Origin of the sequence: Promicromonospora iranensis (assembly GCF_028994805.1) — a bacterium.
Classification (GTDB): domain Bacteria; phylum Actinomycetota; class Actinomycetes; order Actinomycetales; family Cellulomonadaceae; genus Promicromonospora; species Promicromonospora iranensis.
This window is the reverse complement of the sequence record NZ_JAJQQP010000003.1, coordinates 336,977-351,990: the sequence shown is the minus strand read 5'-3', so window position 1 is coordinate 351,990 and position 15,014 is coordinate 336,977. Positions and strand designations below refer to the sequence as shown.

The 15,014-nt window shown below is 71.5% G+C and carries 16 protein-coding genes; 8 read left to right on the top strand and 8 right to left on the bottom strand.

What is annotated here, in order from left to right:
• Positions 1-15: 15 nt before the first annotated feature.
• Positions 16-1,035 (bottom strand): heat-inducible transcriptional repressor HrcA, encoded by a 1,020-nt coding sequence (hrcA, locus tag LUM46_RS06610; protein WP_274992981.1) that lies wholly within the window; start codon positions 1,033-1,035, stop codon positions 16-18.
• A 361-nt stretch (positions 1,036-1,396) separates the two neighbouring features.
• Between hrcA and LUM46_RS06605 the strand changes: the two genes are divergently transcribed.
• The 4 genes from LUM46_RS06605 (at position 1,397) to LUM46_RS06590 (ending at position 3,572) form a co-directional block, all read left to right on the top strand.
• Positions 1,397-1,594 carry a hypothetical protein gene (locus tag LUM46_RS06605; protein ID WP_274992980.1) on the top strand — a complete coding sequence of 66 codons (198 nt, stop codon included), beginning with the start codon at positions 1,397-1,399 and terminating at the stop codon, positions 1,592-1,594.
• Between the two features lie 86 nt (positions 1,595-1,680).
• Complete coding sequence (locus LUM46_RS26615) at positions 1,681-2,061, top strand: helix-turn-helix transcriptional regulator (RefSeq protein ID WP_310243109.1); 381 nt, start codon at positions 1,681-1,683, stop codon at positions 2,059-2,061.
• Positions 2,062-2,153: 92 nt separating this feature from the next.
• A complete protein-coding gene (locus tag LUM46_RS06595) occupies positions 2,154-3,020 on the top strand; it encodes a DUF3097 domain-containing protein (RefSeq protein WP_274992979.1) in 867 nt (288 codons plus the stop codon).
• Between the two features lie 24 nt (positions 3,021-3,044).
• Positions 3,045-3,572, top strand: coding sequence for a DUF4870 domain-containing protein (locus tag LUM46_RS06590; RefSeq protein WP_274992978.1), 528 nt, complete (start codon positions 3,045-3,047; stop codon positions 3,570-3,572).
• Between the two features lie 82 nt (positions 3,573-3,654).
• On the opposite strand, the gene LUM46_RS06585 is transcribed toward LUM46_RS06590, so the two are convergent.
• The 4 genes from LUM46_RS06585 to lepA form a co-directional block, all read right to left on the bottom strand.
• On the bottom strand, positions 3,655-4,581 hold the full coding sequence (locus tag LUM46_RS06585; protein ID WP_274992977.1) for a DUF2189 domain-containing protein: 927 nt from the start codon (positions 4,579-4,581) through the stop codon (positions 3,655-3,657).
• A 54-nt stretch (positions 4,582-4,635) separates the two neighbouring features.
• Positions 4,636-5,682 carry a hypothetical protein gene (locus LUM46_RS06580; protein WP_274992976.1) on the bottom strand — a complete coding sequence of 349 codons (1,047 nt, stop codon included), beginning with the start codon at positions 5,680-5,682 and terminating at the stop codon, positions 4,636-4,638.
• A gap of 130 nt (positions 5,683-5,812) precedes the next feature.
• Positions 5,813-7,108, bottom strand: a complete 1,296-nt coding sequence (gene hemW, locus LUM46_RS06575; protein ID WP_274992975.1) for a radical SAM family heme chaperone HemW — start codon at positions 7,106-7,108, stop codon at positions 5,813-5,815.
• Positions 7,109-8,989 (bottom strand): translation elongation factor 4, encoded by a 1,881-nt coding sequence (gene lepA / locus LUM46_RS06570; RefSeq protein WP_274992974.1) that lies wholly within the window; start codon positions 8,987-8,989, stop codon positions 7,109-7,111.
• Between the two features lie 120 nt (positions 8,990-9,109).
• Between lepA and LUM46_RS06565 the strand changes: the two genes are divergently transcribed.
• Positions 9,110-9,667, top strand: coding sequence for a type 1 glutamine amidotransferase domain-containing protein (locus LUM46_RS06565; protein ID WP_274992973.1), 558 nt, complete (start codon positions 9,110-9,112; stop codon positions 9,665-9,667).
• A gap of 59 nt (positions 9,668-9,726) precedes the next feature.
• On the opposite strand, the gene LUM46_RS06560 is transcribed toward LUM46_RS06565, so the two are convergent.
• Positions 9,727-10,758: a hemolysin family protein gene (locus LUM46_RS06560; RefSeq protein ID WP_274992972.1), complete on the bottom strand. Its 1,032-nt coding sequence runs from the start codon at positions 10,756-10,758 to the stop codon at positions 9,727-9,729.
• Positions 10,755-12,134, bottom strand: a complete 1,380-nt coding sequence (locus LUM46_RS06555) for a hemolysin family protein (protein WP_274992971.1) — start codon at positions 12,132-12,134, stop codon at positions 10,755-10,757. Before LUM46_RS06555 ends, LUM46_RS06560 begins: the two co-directional genes overlap by 4 nt.
• Positions 12,135-12,402: 268 nt before the next feature.
• Here LUM46_RS06555 and LUM46_RS06550 point away from each other — a divergent pair, with 268 nt between their 5' ends.
• The 3 genes from LUM46_RS06550 (at position 12,403) to LUM46_RS06540 (ending at position 14,037) form a co-directional block, all read left to right on the top strand.
• Positions 12,403-12,993 (top strand): hypothetical protein, encoded by a 591-nt coding sequence (locus tag LUM46_RS06550; protein ID WP_274992970.1) that lies wholly within the window; start codon positions 12,403-12,405, stop codon positions 12,991-12,993.
• Positions 12,994-13,064: 71 nt separating this feature from the next.
• The gene (locus LUM46_RS06545) at positions 13,065-13,223 is read left to right on the top strand and encodes a hypothetical protein (protein WP_274992969.1); all 159 of its coding nucleotides are present in this window, start codon (positions 13,065-13,067) and stop codon (positions 13,221-13,223) included.
• A 73-nt stretch (positions 13,224-13,296) separates the two neighbouring features.
• Positions 13,297-14,037 (top strand): maleylpyruvate isomerase N-terminal domain-containing protein, encoded by a 741-nt coding sequence (locus tag LUM46_RS06540; RefSeq protein ID WP_274992968.1) that lies wholly within the window; start codon positions 13,297-13,299, stop codon positions 14,035-14,037.
• A 3-nt stretch (positions 14,038-14,040) separates the two neighbouring features.
• Here LUM46_RS06540 and LUM46_RS06535 read toward each other — a convergent pair whose 3' ends face one another.
• Positions 14,041-14,928, bottom strand: coding sequence for an aminoglycoside phosphotransferase family protein (locus LUM46_RS06535; RefSeq protein ID WP_274992967.1), 888 nt, complete (start codon positions 14,926-14,928; stop codon positions 14,041-14,043).
• Positions 14,929-15,014: the final 86 nt, after the last annotated feature.

Below are 15,014 nucleotides of genomic sequence, written 5' to 3'. Positions count from 1 at the left end.
TGATGAGGTGAGTAGTCAGCTGGGCAGCACTCGCGACAGGTAGCGCGCGACAGCGCGCACCGCGGCGATGGTGCCCGGATAGTCCATACGGGTGGGGCCGATCGAGCTCAGGATCGCGACGGTGTCTCCGTCGGACGAGCCGTAGCCGGACGTCACGACGGAGGTCTCCGAGAGGCCCGCCAGCCGGTTCTCGTGGCCGATGCTCACGGCCACCCCGGCGTCGTCGGTCATGTCGGTGAGGAGACCGAGCAGGACCACCTGCTCCTCGAGCGCCTCGAGCACGGGACGCAGGCCCTGTTCGAACCGCATGCCGGTCCGCGCCAGGTTGGCCTGGCCGGTCAGCACGATGCGTTCCTCGCTCTCCTCGGCGAGCGCCGCCGTCACGACCTCGGCCACCGCCGTGGCCAGCGCCCGGTGCTCGTCCGGCATCGCCTCGGTGACCCGCGCGAAGGCGTGGCCGATCTCGGTGAGCCGGTGGCCCGCGGCTGCGGCGTTGAAGCGGGCGCGCAGCTCGCCCAGCGTCCCGTCGTCCATCCCGACGGGCACGTCGAGGAAGCGCTGCTCCACCCGTCCCGTGTCGGTGATGACGACGACGAGGAGCCGCCCCTCGGCCGTGGGCACGAGCTCCAGGTGCCGCAGCCCGGAACGGCGCAGCGACGGGTACTGCACGACGGCGACCTGGCCCGTCAGCTGGGCGATGAGCCGCCCGGCGCGAGCCACGACGTCGTCCAGGTCGACGGCCTCGGACAGGAAGGTCTCGATGGCGCGCTTCTGGGGCACGGTCAGCGGCCGCACCTCGGCGAGCTGGTCCACGAACAGGCGGTAGCCCTTGTCCGTGGGGATACGGCCGGCCGAGGTGTGCGGCTGGGCGATGAGCCCGGCCTCCTCGAGCGCCGCCATGTCGTTGCGCACCGTCGCCGGGGACACACCGAGCTTGTGGCGCTCGGTGAGTATGCGGGACCCCACGGGCTCCCGTGTCCGGACATAGTCCTCCACGATCGCTCGCAAGACATCGAGCCTGCGTTCTTCGCTCACCGCGCTCACCTCCGTCCCCGGTAGAACGTCCGGGACCTGCACCCGGGTTCCGGTCCGCTCTCCAGCACTCTCGCCAACCGAGTGCCAATCCTACGCGGCACACGCCAGGGGCCAAGTCCCCGACCCGCCGCCGGTCCCCACCGACCTTCCCCGATCGCACCGGACACGCAGGTCACGCGGGTGACGGAGGCGTGCACCACGTTCGCGAGCGGCGGACTACGGCAATGACTTAGGGACCGCCGCGCACCTCAGGAAACCCGGTCCGCAAGATGCGGCGACCGCCCGATCCGCCGGGTGCGCCTCACGGACGAACCTTGAGCCATCGCCGGCGAAGGGCCGGCGACGACCAGGAGGCAACACCATGTTCGGTTTCACCGACCACGCCGAGTACCGCAGGAACGAGCAGGAGATCGACCGCCGCGCGGAGCAGTCCCGAGTAGCACGTGAGCAGAAGGACACCGCGCGTCGACAGGCGGCCGAGCGCCGCAGCACGGAGCGTGCCACCCAGCGCGCCGGCCGGACCACGAGCACCTCCGCGACCCGCCCCCGCGTCGCCTGACGCACGGCGCGAGCCGTGACGGACCGCCATGACCAGCAACGATGAGCAGCGGATCGACGACAGGACCGGCATGGGACGATGTGCCCATGCCGGTTCCCCGCGCCCGCCTGGTGGGTCGAGCCCGCGAGCTCGGTGAGCTCAGGACCGCCCTCGACGCCGTCCGCGCGGGCGGCAACCGCACCCTCGTGATCGCCGGCGAGGCCGGCATCGTCCAGGCCGTCGGCCGCGAGGCCGTCGTCGCCGCGGCCGGGCCGGCCGCCGCACCGGCGTCGTCGGGCAGCGGGCCGGACGCGCTCACCCCACGTGAGCAGCAGGTGCTCGCTCTCGTCGCGGAGGGCCTGACCAACGGGCAGATCGCCGAGCGGCTGTTCATCTCGGCCAAGACCGCGTCGGTGCAAGTCTCCGCGATCCTGCGCAAGCTGGGCGTGGCGAGCCGCACGGAGGCGGCCCTGCGCGCCTCCCGCTGAGCCCTTCGTCCGGTACTGCACGTCGCCCGGGTTGACACTCCGAACGGGCGAAGATCCGGCACTCGGCGCCGTGGCGGATCTACGCTCACGGAGTGTTCGACGAACGGTATGGACCCGACGTGCTGTCCCCCGCGTTTCCTGGCGCGCAGCGAGGGCGGAGCCGGCCGACGTCGCAGCCCGTGCCCGCCGAGCCAGGACTGGTGGTGGAGGAGGTCGAGACCGGCTGGGTCGGTGCCGTCGTGCGGGTCGAGAAGTCGGGTGGCATGCACGTCGTCGTCCTGGAGGACCGCCGCGGTCGCACCCGCACCTTCCCGCTCGGCCCAGGCTTCTGGGTGGAGGGCAAGCCCGTGGTGCTCACCGCACCCGTGCTGCACCGCGCGCCCGCCCAGCCGACGCGCACGGCCTCCGGGTCCGTGGCGGTGCACGGCGCCAAGGCACGCGTGGCGCGGGGCAGCCGCATCTGGGTGGAGGGCAAGCACGACGCCGAGCTCGTCGAGAAGGTCTGGGGCGACGACCTGCGCATCGAGGGTGTGGTGGTCGAGATGCTCGACGGCGTCGACCACCTCGCCGAGCGCCTCGCCGAGTTCGGGCCCGACGCCGAGCGCCGCGTCGGCGTGCTGGTCGACCACCTGGTCCCCGGCTCGAAGGAGCAGCGGCTGACCGACGAGGCGCTGCGCCACGTCCCGAAGGGCACCGTGCTGGTGCTGGGCCACCCTTACGTCGACGTGTGGCAGGCGGTGCGTGCCGAACGGCTCGGGCTGGACCGTTGGCCGGTCGTCGACCGCGGTACCGAGTGGAAGCTCGGCATCCTGCGTTCCCTGGGCTGGCCTGCCGAGACGCAGGCCGACGTCGCCCGTGGCTGGCAGCGGATCCTCGGCACCGTGCGCGATTTCCGGGACCTTGACCCGGCGCTGCTGGGCCGGGTGGAGGAACTTATCGATTTCGTGACCACGTCGTAAGGTCCAGCCTCTACGGTGGGGCTCATGTCCGAGAACCCGCAGCAGCCGCAGTCGCCCCAGCAGCCCGGCCCGCCGCCACAGCAGCCGGAGCAGGCCCCCGCCTATGGCTCGCCCCCGCCCGGCCAGCCGCCCCACCAGGACCAGCCCGGTCAGGCCGGTCAGCCCCAGCCCGGTACGGGGTACGGCCCGCCCTACGGTCCCGGCGCCCCGTACCAGCCCCAGCCGCTGAACCCGTCGGACGAGCGCATGTGGACGGTCTTCGCCCAGATCGGCCCGGTCCTGCTGTCGTTCATCGCACCACTGGTGATCTGGCTGGTGTTCCGGGACCGGAGCCGGTTCGTGGACCAGGAGGGCAAGGAGGCGCTGAACTTCCAGATCACGCTGATCTTCGTGCACATCGCCTGCGCGATCATCTCCGTCGTCACGTTCGGTCTCGGCTCGATCGTGTACGTGGTGTTCATCGCCGCGGTGGTCTTCATGATCCTGGCCGCCGTGGAGAACAGCAAGGGAGCGCCGTACCGCTACCCGCTGAACATCCGCCTCATCAAGTAGACCGACGGAACGGCGACGGTCCAGCACGCACGAAGGGCACCCCGCCTCGGCGGGGTGCCCTTCGTTTCGTTCCGCCGGTCCGTCAGACGGCCGGGGCGGTGCTCACCGGGCCGCCCGTGATCCGGCGGTACGCGAACGCGAGCGTGAGCACCGACAGCGGGATCGTGATGAACAGGCCGAGCCCGCACAGCAGCGCGCCCACGATGTTGATGCCGAAGAGCGCGAGCTCCAGCAGGAACACGGCGCCGAAGTTCTTGCCCACCTGGGAGAACGACGAGGTGAAGGCCGCCCAGGCGTTCAGGCCCTTGTCGACCACGTTGTGGTAGGTGAACACGCCGAAGATCGCCACGGCGATGAGCCCGATCCCGCAGAGCAGCACGCCCACGAAGCTCGCCACCATGAGCAGGAGGGCCGCCAGGATGACCATCCCGAGGTTGTTCACCTTGAACAGGGTGCCCCAGGTGGCCTTCTCCCCGGACACCTCGCGGAGCGCAGCGTTGATCCCGAGTGCCTGCAGCACACCGAGCACCAGCGAGCCGATGAACTGGAGCAGCGAGCTCGCGCCCGACATGCTGCCTGCGAGCTCCTGCATCGCCTCCGGGTCGGAGGACGCATTGATCTGATCCTGGATGTCGCCGACCGAGCCGGAGTTGAAGATCGCGCCGACCACGAACGTCAGCAGCACGAACAGCACCCAGAACAGCCAGTTCCCCTTGAACCGGCCCCACCCGAAGCTCAGCGCCTCACCGACCTGGAACGGCTTCGAGGACTGCGTGCCGTACGGCGCCGCCGGTCCGCCGTAGGCCGGGGGCTGGCTCGCGCCACCGTAGACGGGAGGCTGCGTCGGGCCGCCCGACGGCGGCGGCGTGGCCCCGGCGGGGTTCGGCGGCAGGGCCGCGCCCGACGGTGGCGTCGGCTCGGCCGGGTTCGGCGGCGTCGGGCCGCCCGCCGGCGGGTTCGCCCCACCCTGGTTCGGCTCGTACGGGTCCTGAGGCGTGTTCTCGCTCATGTGCTCCCCTTGTCTGGTCGGTGATCCAGCCCCACCTTCACCTCTTCTCCGCATCTACGCATGTGCAATTGCCGAGTTGTTACCAGATGGTCGGCCCTGGACGGTTTCTCCGGTCCAGCGCTGGACGAGATACGCCCCCACCAGCAGCATCGCGGGTGCCACGACGACCAGGCCGATGCCGCACGTGAAGAGTGACGCGAGCGCCAGCCCGGCGAAGATGCCGAAGACCGCGAGAGCGGTCCCGAGGTGCGAGAGCACGAGCCCGATGCCACCGCCCAACGCCTTGCCGAAGCCCTCTCCCTTGAGGAGCAGGAAGGGCACGGGGAGCAGGAGCAGCGTGAACACCAGCTGCACCAGCCAGCCGAACACGGGCACCACGCTGCCGGCGAAGCCGAGCGCCCCGGTGATCACCGCGTACCCCACGAGCCCGCCGAAGCCGCGGAGCACGAAGAAGTCGCGGAAGCGGACCTTGCGGGTGCGCGTGGCAGCGATCGCGCCGGCGTACAGGAGCGCCTGCAGCAGGAAGCACACCGCTGTGCCGGCGGCGGCCAGACCGCGGGCCTCGAGCGTCTGCCCGGCGGCCTGTGCGGCGTCGACCGCCGCCGGGTCGGTCGCGAACCTGATGCCGTCCACGGTGGCCGGGCTGAACATGAGGACGACGGCGAGCTGCGCCAGACCGAGCAGGAGGCTCATCAGCACCCAGACGCCCCAGCTCGCGCCGAAGGCGCCCCAGCCCCAGCGCCACGCGCCGCCGATCGTCGGGGGGCCGTCCGCGCCCGGGCGGTGCTCCGCACCGGAGACCGGCGAGTACTGCGGGACGCCGGGTGCGGCCTGCGGCTGCGGGGCCTGCGGGCGGGTCTGGAACTGTCCCCACACGCCCGGCTGCCCGTCACGCTGCTCCGGCTGCTGCTGGGGCTGGTAGTCGGGCCGGCCGTACGGGTTGGCGGGCCGCCCGTAGGGGTCGCGCGGGCCGTACGGGTCGAACGGCTGGGGCTGCGGAGGCCAGGCCGGGCCTGGGTCCGGGTCCTGCTCAGGCCGGGACTCGGGGTTCTGCCCACGGTAGGGATCCTGTGGGTTCCAGCCGCCGTAGGTGTTGCTCATGCGCGTACCCCTCGTCAGGCGTGCCTGTGCCGCCTCGCAACGGTGTGAATCGGCACAAGGTATCGACGATTTCGCCCGCCACGCAAACAAACTGGGCGGTTCACCGATACCGCCTACCGGTCGCCGGGACTCAGGCCGTGAGCTCGCGCACGACGGTGTCGGCCAGCAGGCGTCCGCGGCGGGTCAGCACCGCCCGTGGAGCCGCTCCCCCGGCGCCGACCGCCGCCCGCCCGTCGAGCAGCTCGCGGGCCACCAGACCCGCCACCGCCGTGCGGCCCGCGGCCGACAGCACTCCCAGGTCGAGTCCTTCTCGCAGCCGCACCCCGAGCATGACGCGTTCCAGGTGAGCCTCCTCGTGCGTGAGCAGCTCACGCCCCGCGCCAGGGCTCTGCCCGGCTTCGAGCCGGGTGGCATAAGCGCGGGGATGCTTCACGTTCCACCAGCGAACCCCGGCCGGGGCCTCGTCCGCCGTGGCCGACGCCGACACGTAGCTGTGCGCACCCGGGCCGATGCCCCACCAGTCGTCGCCGCGCCAGTACCCGATGTTGTGGCGGCACTCGTGCCCGGCGCGGGCCCAGTTCGACACCTCGTACCAGCGCAGGCCCGCCTCGGTGAGCAGGTCGTCGACCAGCTCGTACTTGGCGGCCTGGTCGTCCTCGTCGGGCAGCCGCACCTCGCCGCGGCGCACCTGGGCTGCCATCTTCGTGCCCGGCTCCACCACCAGCGCGTACGCGGACACGTGGTCGACGCCGGTGGCCAGCGCCGTCTCCACGCTGACGCGCCAGTCGTCCAGCGACTCACCGGGGGTGCCGTAGATGAGGTCGAGGGAGACGTCGAGCCCGGCGTCACGTGCCCACCGGACGACGTCGGGGATGCGCAGCGGGTCGTGGGTCCGCTCCAGCGTCGCGAGCACGTGCGGCACCGCCGACTGCATCCCGAAGGAGACGCGCGTGAACCCGGCGTCGGCCAGGACCCGCAACGACTCGGGCGTCACGGAGTCCGGGTTGGCCTCGGTGGTGACCTCGGCGGCCCGTCCTGAGCCCGTCGAGGGGGCGGCCAGCCCCCACGCGTCCCTGATCCCGCCGAGCACCCGGGCGAGATCCTCCGCCGGGAGCATCGTGGGGGTGCCGCCGCCGAAGAAGACCGTCGAGACCGCGGCGGGCGAGCGCCCGGCGTCGGCCAGCACCTTGGCCGCGAGGTCGACCTCCAGCAGCGCCGTGCCGGCGTACTGTGCCTGGTTGGCGCCGCCGCCCAGCTCCGACGCCGTGTAGGTGTTGAAGTCGCAGTAGCCGCAGCGCACCGTGCAGAACGGGACGTGCACGTAGACGCCGAACGGCCCGGCGAGCGGTCGCTGCCCGGCCGGGCGCACCCAGTCGGGCAGCCCGCCGTCGTCGGGCACGGGGATGCCGGAGGGAAGAGCGGGCACCTACTTCTTCTTGTCCTTCGGCGTGTCGGAGTCGGAGGAGAGCGCGGCGATGAACGCCTCCTTCGGCACCTCGACGGAGCCGATGTTCTTCATGCGCTTCTTGCCCTCCTTCTGCTTCTCCAGCAGCTTGCGCTTCCGGCTGATGTCGCCGCCGTAGCACTTGGCGAGCACGTCCTTGCGCATGGCGCGGATGGTCTCGCGGGCGATCACGCGCGCGCCGATGGCGGCCTGGATCGGCACCTCGAACTGCTGGCGCGGGATGAGCTCCTTGAGCTTGGCAGTCATCATGACGCCGTACGAGTACGCCTTGTCCCGGTGCGCGATCGAGCTGAACGCGTCGACGTGCTCACCCTGGAGCAGGATGTCGACCTTCACGAGGTCGGCCACCTGGTCGCCGGTCGTGTCGTAGTCGAGGGACGCGTAACCCCGGGTCTTGGACTTGAGCTGGTCGAAGAAGTCGAAGACGATCTCGCCGAGCGGCAGGTGGTAACGCAGCTCCACGCGCTCCTCGGACAGGTAGTCCATGCCCTGCAGCTCGCCGCGCTTGGACTGCGCGAGCTCCATGACCGCGCCCACGAACTCGCTCGGGGTGAGGATCGTGGCCTTGACGACCGGCTCGCGGACCTCCTTGATCTTGCCCCCGGGGAACTCCGACGGGTTGGTCACCTCGACCTTCGTGCCGTCCTCCATCGTCACCTCGTAGACGACGTTCGGGGCGGTGGAGATCAGCTCGAGGTTGAACTCCCGCTCGAGGCGCTCGCGCACGATCTCGAGGTGGAGCAGGCCGAGGAAGCCCACGCGGAAGCCGAAGCCGAGGGCCACCGACGTCTCGGGCTCGTAGTTGAGCGCGGCATCGCTGAGCTTGAGCTTGTCCAAGGCGTCGCGCAGCACCGGGTAGTCGGAGCCGTCGATCGGGTACAGGCCCGAGAAGACCATGGGCTTGGGGTCGCTGTAGCCGGCGAGCGCGGTGGCGGCGGGCTTGGCCGCGTTGGTCACGGTGTCACCGACCTTGGACTGGCGCACGTCCTTCACGCCCGTGATCAGGTAGCCCACCTCGCCGACGCCGAGGCCCTTGGTCGCGTGCGGCTCGGGCGAGCTGACCCCGATCTCGAGGAGCTCGTGCGTGGCCTTCGTCGACATCATCGCGATCTTCTCGCGCGGGTTCAGGTCGCCGTCGATCACGCGCACATAGGTCACGACGCCGCGGTAGGTGTCGTAGACGGAGTCGAAGATCATGGCTCGCGCCGGGGCGTTCGGGTCACCGGTCGGGGCCGGGACTCTCTGCACGATGCGGTCGAGCAGCGGCTCCACGCCGACGCCGGTCTTGCCGCTGACCTTCAGCACGTCCTCGGGCTCGCAGCCCACCAGCTTCGCGAGCTCCTCGCCGTACTTCTCCGGCTGCGCCGCCGGCAGGTCGATCTTGTTCAGGACCGGGATGATCTCGAGCTCGTTCTCCATGGCCAGGTACAGGTTGGCCAGGGTCTGCGCCTCGATGCCCTGGGCGGCATCGACCAGCAGCACGGCGCCCTCGCACGCGGCCAGCGAGCGGGAGACCTCGTACGTGAAGTCGACGTGTCCGGGGGTGTCGATCATGTTCAGCGCGTGCGGGGTCAGCACACCCGCCTCGTCGGCGAGCGCCCACGGCATCCGCACGGCCTGCGACTTGATGGTGATGCCGCGCTCGCGCTCGATGTCCATGCGGTCGAGGTACTGGGCGCGCATGTCGCGCGACTGGACCACGCCGGTCAGCTGCAGCATGCGGTCGGCCAGCGTCGACTTGCCGTGGTCGATGTGCGCGATGATGCAGAAGTTGCGGATCAGCTCGGGCGCTGTGGCGTTCGGCTGGATGCGCGCGGTGAGCGCAGGACCGGGGATGGGCAAAGCGTTCTCGCTCCGTCGTCAGGGTGGTTGGGCCAGCTCTCATTGTCCCACGTCCCGTGCGAGCGAGGCACGGTCGTGCCTACTGTCGTGGAGCAGCGAACCCGATCGGAGGAGAGAACCATGCCGCACCTGAAGAGCAAGCAAGTGCTGGCGCTCGTGACGAACTACGGCGTCGAGCAGGACGAGCTCCTCGTGCCCATGCGCCACCTGCGCGACCGCGGGGCCGTCGTCACCCTGGCCGCGGTGTCGCGGGACGACGTGCGCACGCTGGTGGGCGACGAGAAGCCGGGCGAGGCGGTCGCGCCGGACACCACCATCGACGAGGTGGACCCGGCCGGTTTCGACCTGCTGCTCGTGCCCGGCGGGACGATCAACGCCGACACGCTGCGCCTGCAGGACAAGGCGGTCTCGGTGGTCGAGGCGTTCACGTCCTCCGGCCGTCCGGTGGCCGCCATCTGCCACGGCCCGTGGGCCCTCGTCGAGGCGGGCAAGGTCTCGGGCGCGAGGCTCACCAGCTACCCGTCGCTGGCCACGGACGTCCGGAACGCGGGCGGCACCTGGGTGGACGAGCCGGTGGTCCGGGACAGCGGCGCGGGCTTCCCGCTGATCACGTCCCGCAACCCCAAGGACCTCCCGGACTTCCTGCGCGAGATCGACGCCGTCCTGGACGCCGCCTGAGTGCGGGGCCTTCGCCCTCCGAGCCCGTCGGACGGACGAAGGTCCCGCACTCGACCGGGTCAGCCGACCCGGCCCGCCGTGGTGCGCGGCAGGAGCTTCCGCAGCACGTCGGCGAGCGTCACCACGCCGTAGTCGGCGGTGCCGCCCTCCGGCCGGGCCACGATCGCGAGCAGGTTGCCCGACTCCCGCATGCTCGTCAGCGCGCTGTGCAGCGGCACGTCGGGGGCCAGCTCGAAGACCGGCCGCGTGACGTCCGCGACGGACGCGTCGTCGGCCAGCAGGAGCGTGTCCCGCACGTGCACCACGCCGTCCGGCAGGCGTCCGTCCGCCCCCACGAGGATCCGCAGGTGGCCGGACGTCCGGGACGCCTCCTGCACCTCGGCGGCCGTCGCACCGTGGCTGACGGCGGCCGGCGTCGTGCGTGCGGCCAGCAGGTCGTGCACCGTGAGCCGGCGCAGGTCCAGCGCTCCGGAGAGCTGGTCGGAGTAGGCGACGTCGAGCGCACCGACGCTGACGGAGTGCTCGACGAGGTGCCTCAGGTCGTCCGGGCCCTGCCCGGACGCCACCTGGTCCGCCGGCTCGACGCCGACGCGCCGCAGGCACCAGTTCGCCGCGCCGTTCAGCGCCACGAGCAGCGGCCGGGTCACGACCATGAACGCCCGCATCGGGAGCGCCAGCATCGTGGCGCTCGTCTCCGGGTGGGCGATGGCCCACGACTTGGGCGCCATCTCCCCCACCACCAGGTGCAGGAACGTGACGATGATGAGCGCCAGCACGAAGCCCGCGACGTCGGCCGCCCAGAACGGCGCGCCCCACGTCTCGAAGAGCGGCGTCAGCCAGTGGTGCACCGCCGGCTTGGTGATCGCACCGAGGGCCAGGGTGCAGACGGTGATGCCGAGCTGCGATCCCGCCAGGAGCACCGTGAGCTCGCTCGCGCTGCGCAGCGCGGCCCGCGCGGAGCGGCTGGTGGACGCCGCGTCCTCGAGCCGGTGCCGCTTGGCCGCGAGCAGCGCGAACTCCACGGCCACGAAGAACGCGCTCAGCGCGATGATGGCGACGGTGGCCGCGACCACTACCCAGGGGTTGCTCATCGGGCCTCCTCGCGCTCGTTCTCGGTATGTGCCGGTGCGTCGACGACGGTGACCCGGACACGGGACGGCACGTGCCGCTCCACCTCGAGCACCTCGATACGCAGCACCTCGGCCGCGTGCGGCTGCGTGGCGACCAGGTCGGCCGGGTCGGCGGGCAGTGGCACGTCGACCACGTCACCCGCCGCAGGCAGCGAGCCGTGGACGGCGATCGCGAGTCCCGCGATCGTCTCGTGGTCGCCCTCGGGCAGGTCACGTTCGACGGACCGCTCCACCTCGTCGAGGTGGACGTCGCCGGCCATGACCCAGACGCCGTCCGAGGCGGCCGTCACGGGGTCGATCTCGTCGTCGTGCTCGTCGGTGATCTCGCCGACGAGCTCCTCCGCGAGGTCCTCGACGGTGAGCACGCCGGCGAAGCCGCCGTACTCGTCGACGACGCACGCCATCTGGTTCCGCGTCGCCGACAGCTCACGCAGTGCGTCGGGCAGCGCCATCGCGGTGGGCAGCACCAGCGCCGGGCGGAGCAGGTCCGCGACGGTGGTCGCCGCAGGACCGGCGGACAGCAGGTCCGCCAGGTGCACGACGCCGACCACCTCGCCGTCGTCGTCGACCACCGGGTAGCGGGAGTGCCCGCGGGCCATCAGCTCGCGCACCTGGGCGAGGGTGTCCTCGGCGTGCACCACACCGACCCGCGCTCGCGGGATCATGGCGTGCTCCACGTCCTGCCGCGGGAAGTCGAGGATGCGGTCGAGCAGCACCGACAGGTCGCCGGGAAGGTCACCGCTGGCCCGCGAGTCCGCGACGATGTGCTCGAGGTCGCGAACGGTCGCCGAGTGCTCGACGTCGTGCACCGGCTCGATGCGCAGCATCCGCAGGAGCAGGTTGGACGCGGCGTCGAACACCTTGATCAGCCAGCCGAAGGCCGCGAGGTAGACGGTGGTGGAGCGGGCCAGCCACAGCGCCACCGGCTCCGGCCGCGCGATCGCCAGGTTCTTCGGGACGAGCTCGCCGAACAGCATCTGGACCAGCGTCGAGAACAGGAGCGCGAGGACGGTGCCGATCGCGACCCCCGTCCCGACCGGCACGCCGACGCCGCCGAGCGCCTCACCCAGCGACTCACCGACCAGGGGCTCCGCGACGTAACCGACGAGCAGGCCGGTGACCGTGATGCCGAGCTGCGCCCCGGAGAGCATGAAGCTGGTGCGCCGGGTCACGCCGAGCGCGCGCCGCGCGCCTGCGCTTCCGGCCTCCGCACGGGTCGCGAGGCGGGCGCGGTCGACCGCCATGTACGCGAACTCCTGCGCGACGAAGTAGCCCGTCACCGCCGTGATCACCAGGATCACCAGCACCCCCAGGAGGAGGGTGAGCACCCAGCTCAATGCCCCCACCCCCAGCCGGCGCTACGACGACGTGCCTGCGGGCGGGGTCTATGACTGTCTGCGTCCATGATCCTTCGCTGGAGGTGGTGCGGGTCGGAAGCGGCCCGAGGGTCTCTGGCCGCATGTCCGGTCGGGACATCGCGTGGAGAACGACGAACGCGGTTCTACAGTTCCACGACGTGGCGCAGTCGTCATCCGGAGCGGGATCCGACACCGAGCAGCGAAGGCTCAAGATGCACACCCCACGGAACAACTCTAGAGTCTGCGCGTGTCTTCTGATGCTCTGGAGAAGTGGCGTGGTGCGCGTGCGTCCCGCCTCGACAATCTCGCCGCCGCGCACCGAGCCGTCGCCGGTGACGGCGCTGGACGCCGGTGGTTGACGGTCGAGGTCAACCATGCGCTGATCGTGCGCCTCGCTTCGGAGTTTCAGGGTTACTGCCGGGAACTGCATGACCAAGCGATCGACGCCTTTCTCGCCTCCACGTTCGACGCCGGCCACGCCGCTGCCCCCATCGTGCGCCGCTTGCTCACCGGCGGCCGCAAGCTCGACTCCGGCAACGCGAGCTGGGCCAACGTGAACAACGACTTCGCGCGCCTCGGCATGAGCATCAAGACGGAGTTGAGCAGCCGATATCCGAAGAGATCTGGCCCGTGGACCAAGAAGCTCGAGCGGCTCAACGACGCCCGCAACGCCATAGCGCATGACAACGCAGCACAACTTGCGGCCTCCCACGCCGAACAACCGCTGACTCTCGCTACCTTCCGCGCGTGGCGTTCGGGACTGGACCAGATGGCATCTGGCATCGACGAGGTCGTGGCCGCATACTTGAAAGACTTGAACGGGGAAGAACCATGGTGAGGAGGCTGGCGATGTCTGCACGCAAGAAGACTCGGACTGGCCGACGGCCTCGGACCACGGAGACATTTCCGGTGGGTTCTCATCTCACCGTGCCGTTCGGCGTCCGCCGCTACGACGCGACAGTGATCGAGCGATACGGCGACCGAGTCCGCATCCAGATCGACGTCCCCGGCGTCGACGAGCCCATCACGTCGTCATACTCCGTGGCGGACCTGGCGCGTACGGCCTGAGGCGGCGGTAGGCAGGTCCTGCACTGCGGGACCTGCTCTGGTGGTGTCGGTGGTGAGCGGTACCTTTCGGCTCATGACCCTCGACCACCTCTCGTTGCTGGCCCGCTTCCAGGGCGAGTTCCTCGCCGCGGTGCCCGACGCCGACCCCGGCTCACGAGTGCCCGCCTGCGGCGACTGGACCGTCCGTGGGCTGGTGGAGCACCTCGCGGAGGTACATCACTGGGCGGCGGGCAACGTCCGCGGTGCCAAGGGCGAACCGCTCGGCGACGGGCCGTTCGACCTGGCGCCCCACTACGCGGCGCAGGCCGCGGCCCTGCGACAGGCGCTGGCCGAGCTCGATCCCGTCAGCGTGGGCCGGGTGCTCGCCCATCCACAGCCCATGGGCCCCGGCCCCGTGCGGTTCTGGCACCGCCGGCAGACCCACGAGACGCTCGTGCACCTGCACGACCTGCTGGCGGCCACCGCCGGAGCCGGCTCGGTCGGGCTGGCCGGGGCCGCGCCCGACGTGTGGGCGGACACGGTCGACGAGGTCGTGACGGTGCTCCAGCCGCGGCAGGTGGGGCTGGGCCGCATGGCACCGCTGCGCCATCCGGTCGCGCTCGTGGCGACCGACGTCTCCGGCACGCCCGTATGGGTGCTCGGAGCCCCGGGGCAGCGCGCGGACGAGGTGGCGCCCGACGTCGTCGTCTCCGGGCCGGCCGAGGCGCTCGCGCTGACGCTGTGGCGTCGGCTCACGCCCGTCGAGGCAGGGCTGACCGTCGAGGGCGACCGCGCCGACCTCGAGGCGGCGCTGGCAGAGCCGATCGTGCCGTAACGGTCAGTCCGCCAGCACCGCGGCCACCCGTTCCTGGCACGCGAGCGCGAACTCGGGCCAGCGGTCCCAGTAGTACGGCAGTGCGATCACCGCCTGGACGAGCATCCAGCCGCGTCCGCGCGCCCAGGCGTCGTCGGGATCGGTGAGCCCGTCGGTCGCCACGGCGCGGAAGACGTCACGCTGCTCGCCCCGGAACTGGGTCCAGACCGCGATGAGGTCGGCGGCCGGGTCGCCCACGCCGACGGCACCCCAGTCGATGACGGCGGTGAGCCTGCCGCCATCTGCCAGCAGGTTGCCGGGCGCCAGGTCGCCGTGGATCCAGGCGGCCTCGGCTGCTGGACGGGCATCGAGCGCCAGCTCCCAGACCTTCGTCGCGGCGGGGCCGTCCATCCGGTTCCCTGCCTCCGTGATCGCGGTGCGGACGGCGCCATCGAGACGGGCGAGCGGGACGCCGCGGGAGGTGCCGCTGACGACGGGCCCGCCCTCCGTGCTCACCGACCGGAGCGCCACGACGAACTCGCCCAGCTGCCGGGCGGCGCCCGTCCCCAGCTCGCCGACGGCGGGCGAGGCACCCGCGAGCCACGGTGTCACCGACCAGCGGAACGGAAAACCCTGGCCGGGCTCCCCCACGGCCTCGGGCGTCGAGAGCCTGAGCGGTAGCTGCGGCGCGAGCCGCGGCAACCAGCGCGCGTCGCTGACCGCCTGTTCCTGCGCCCAGCTGATCTTCGGCATTCGGACCAGCCGGTCGTCCCCGAGGCGGAACAGGTGGTGGTCGGTGCCGCCCGCAGGCCCCGGCGTCACCGGCAGGTCGGCCCAGCGCGGGAACTGGTCCGCGACCAGGCGCTGAACCAGCTCGGGGGTGGAGACGACCTCGTCGTCATGCAGGCTCATCCGCACACCGTGACACCGTCGCGACCGCCCGGGCGAGCGCTTTTCGCCCGCTGCGCTCGGGGCCCGGTGGGCTCGGGGCGGGCGAA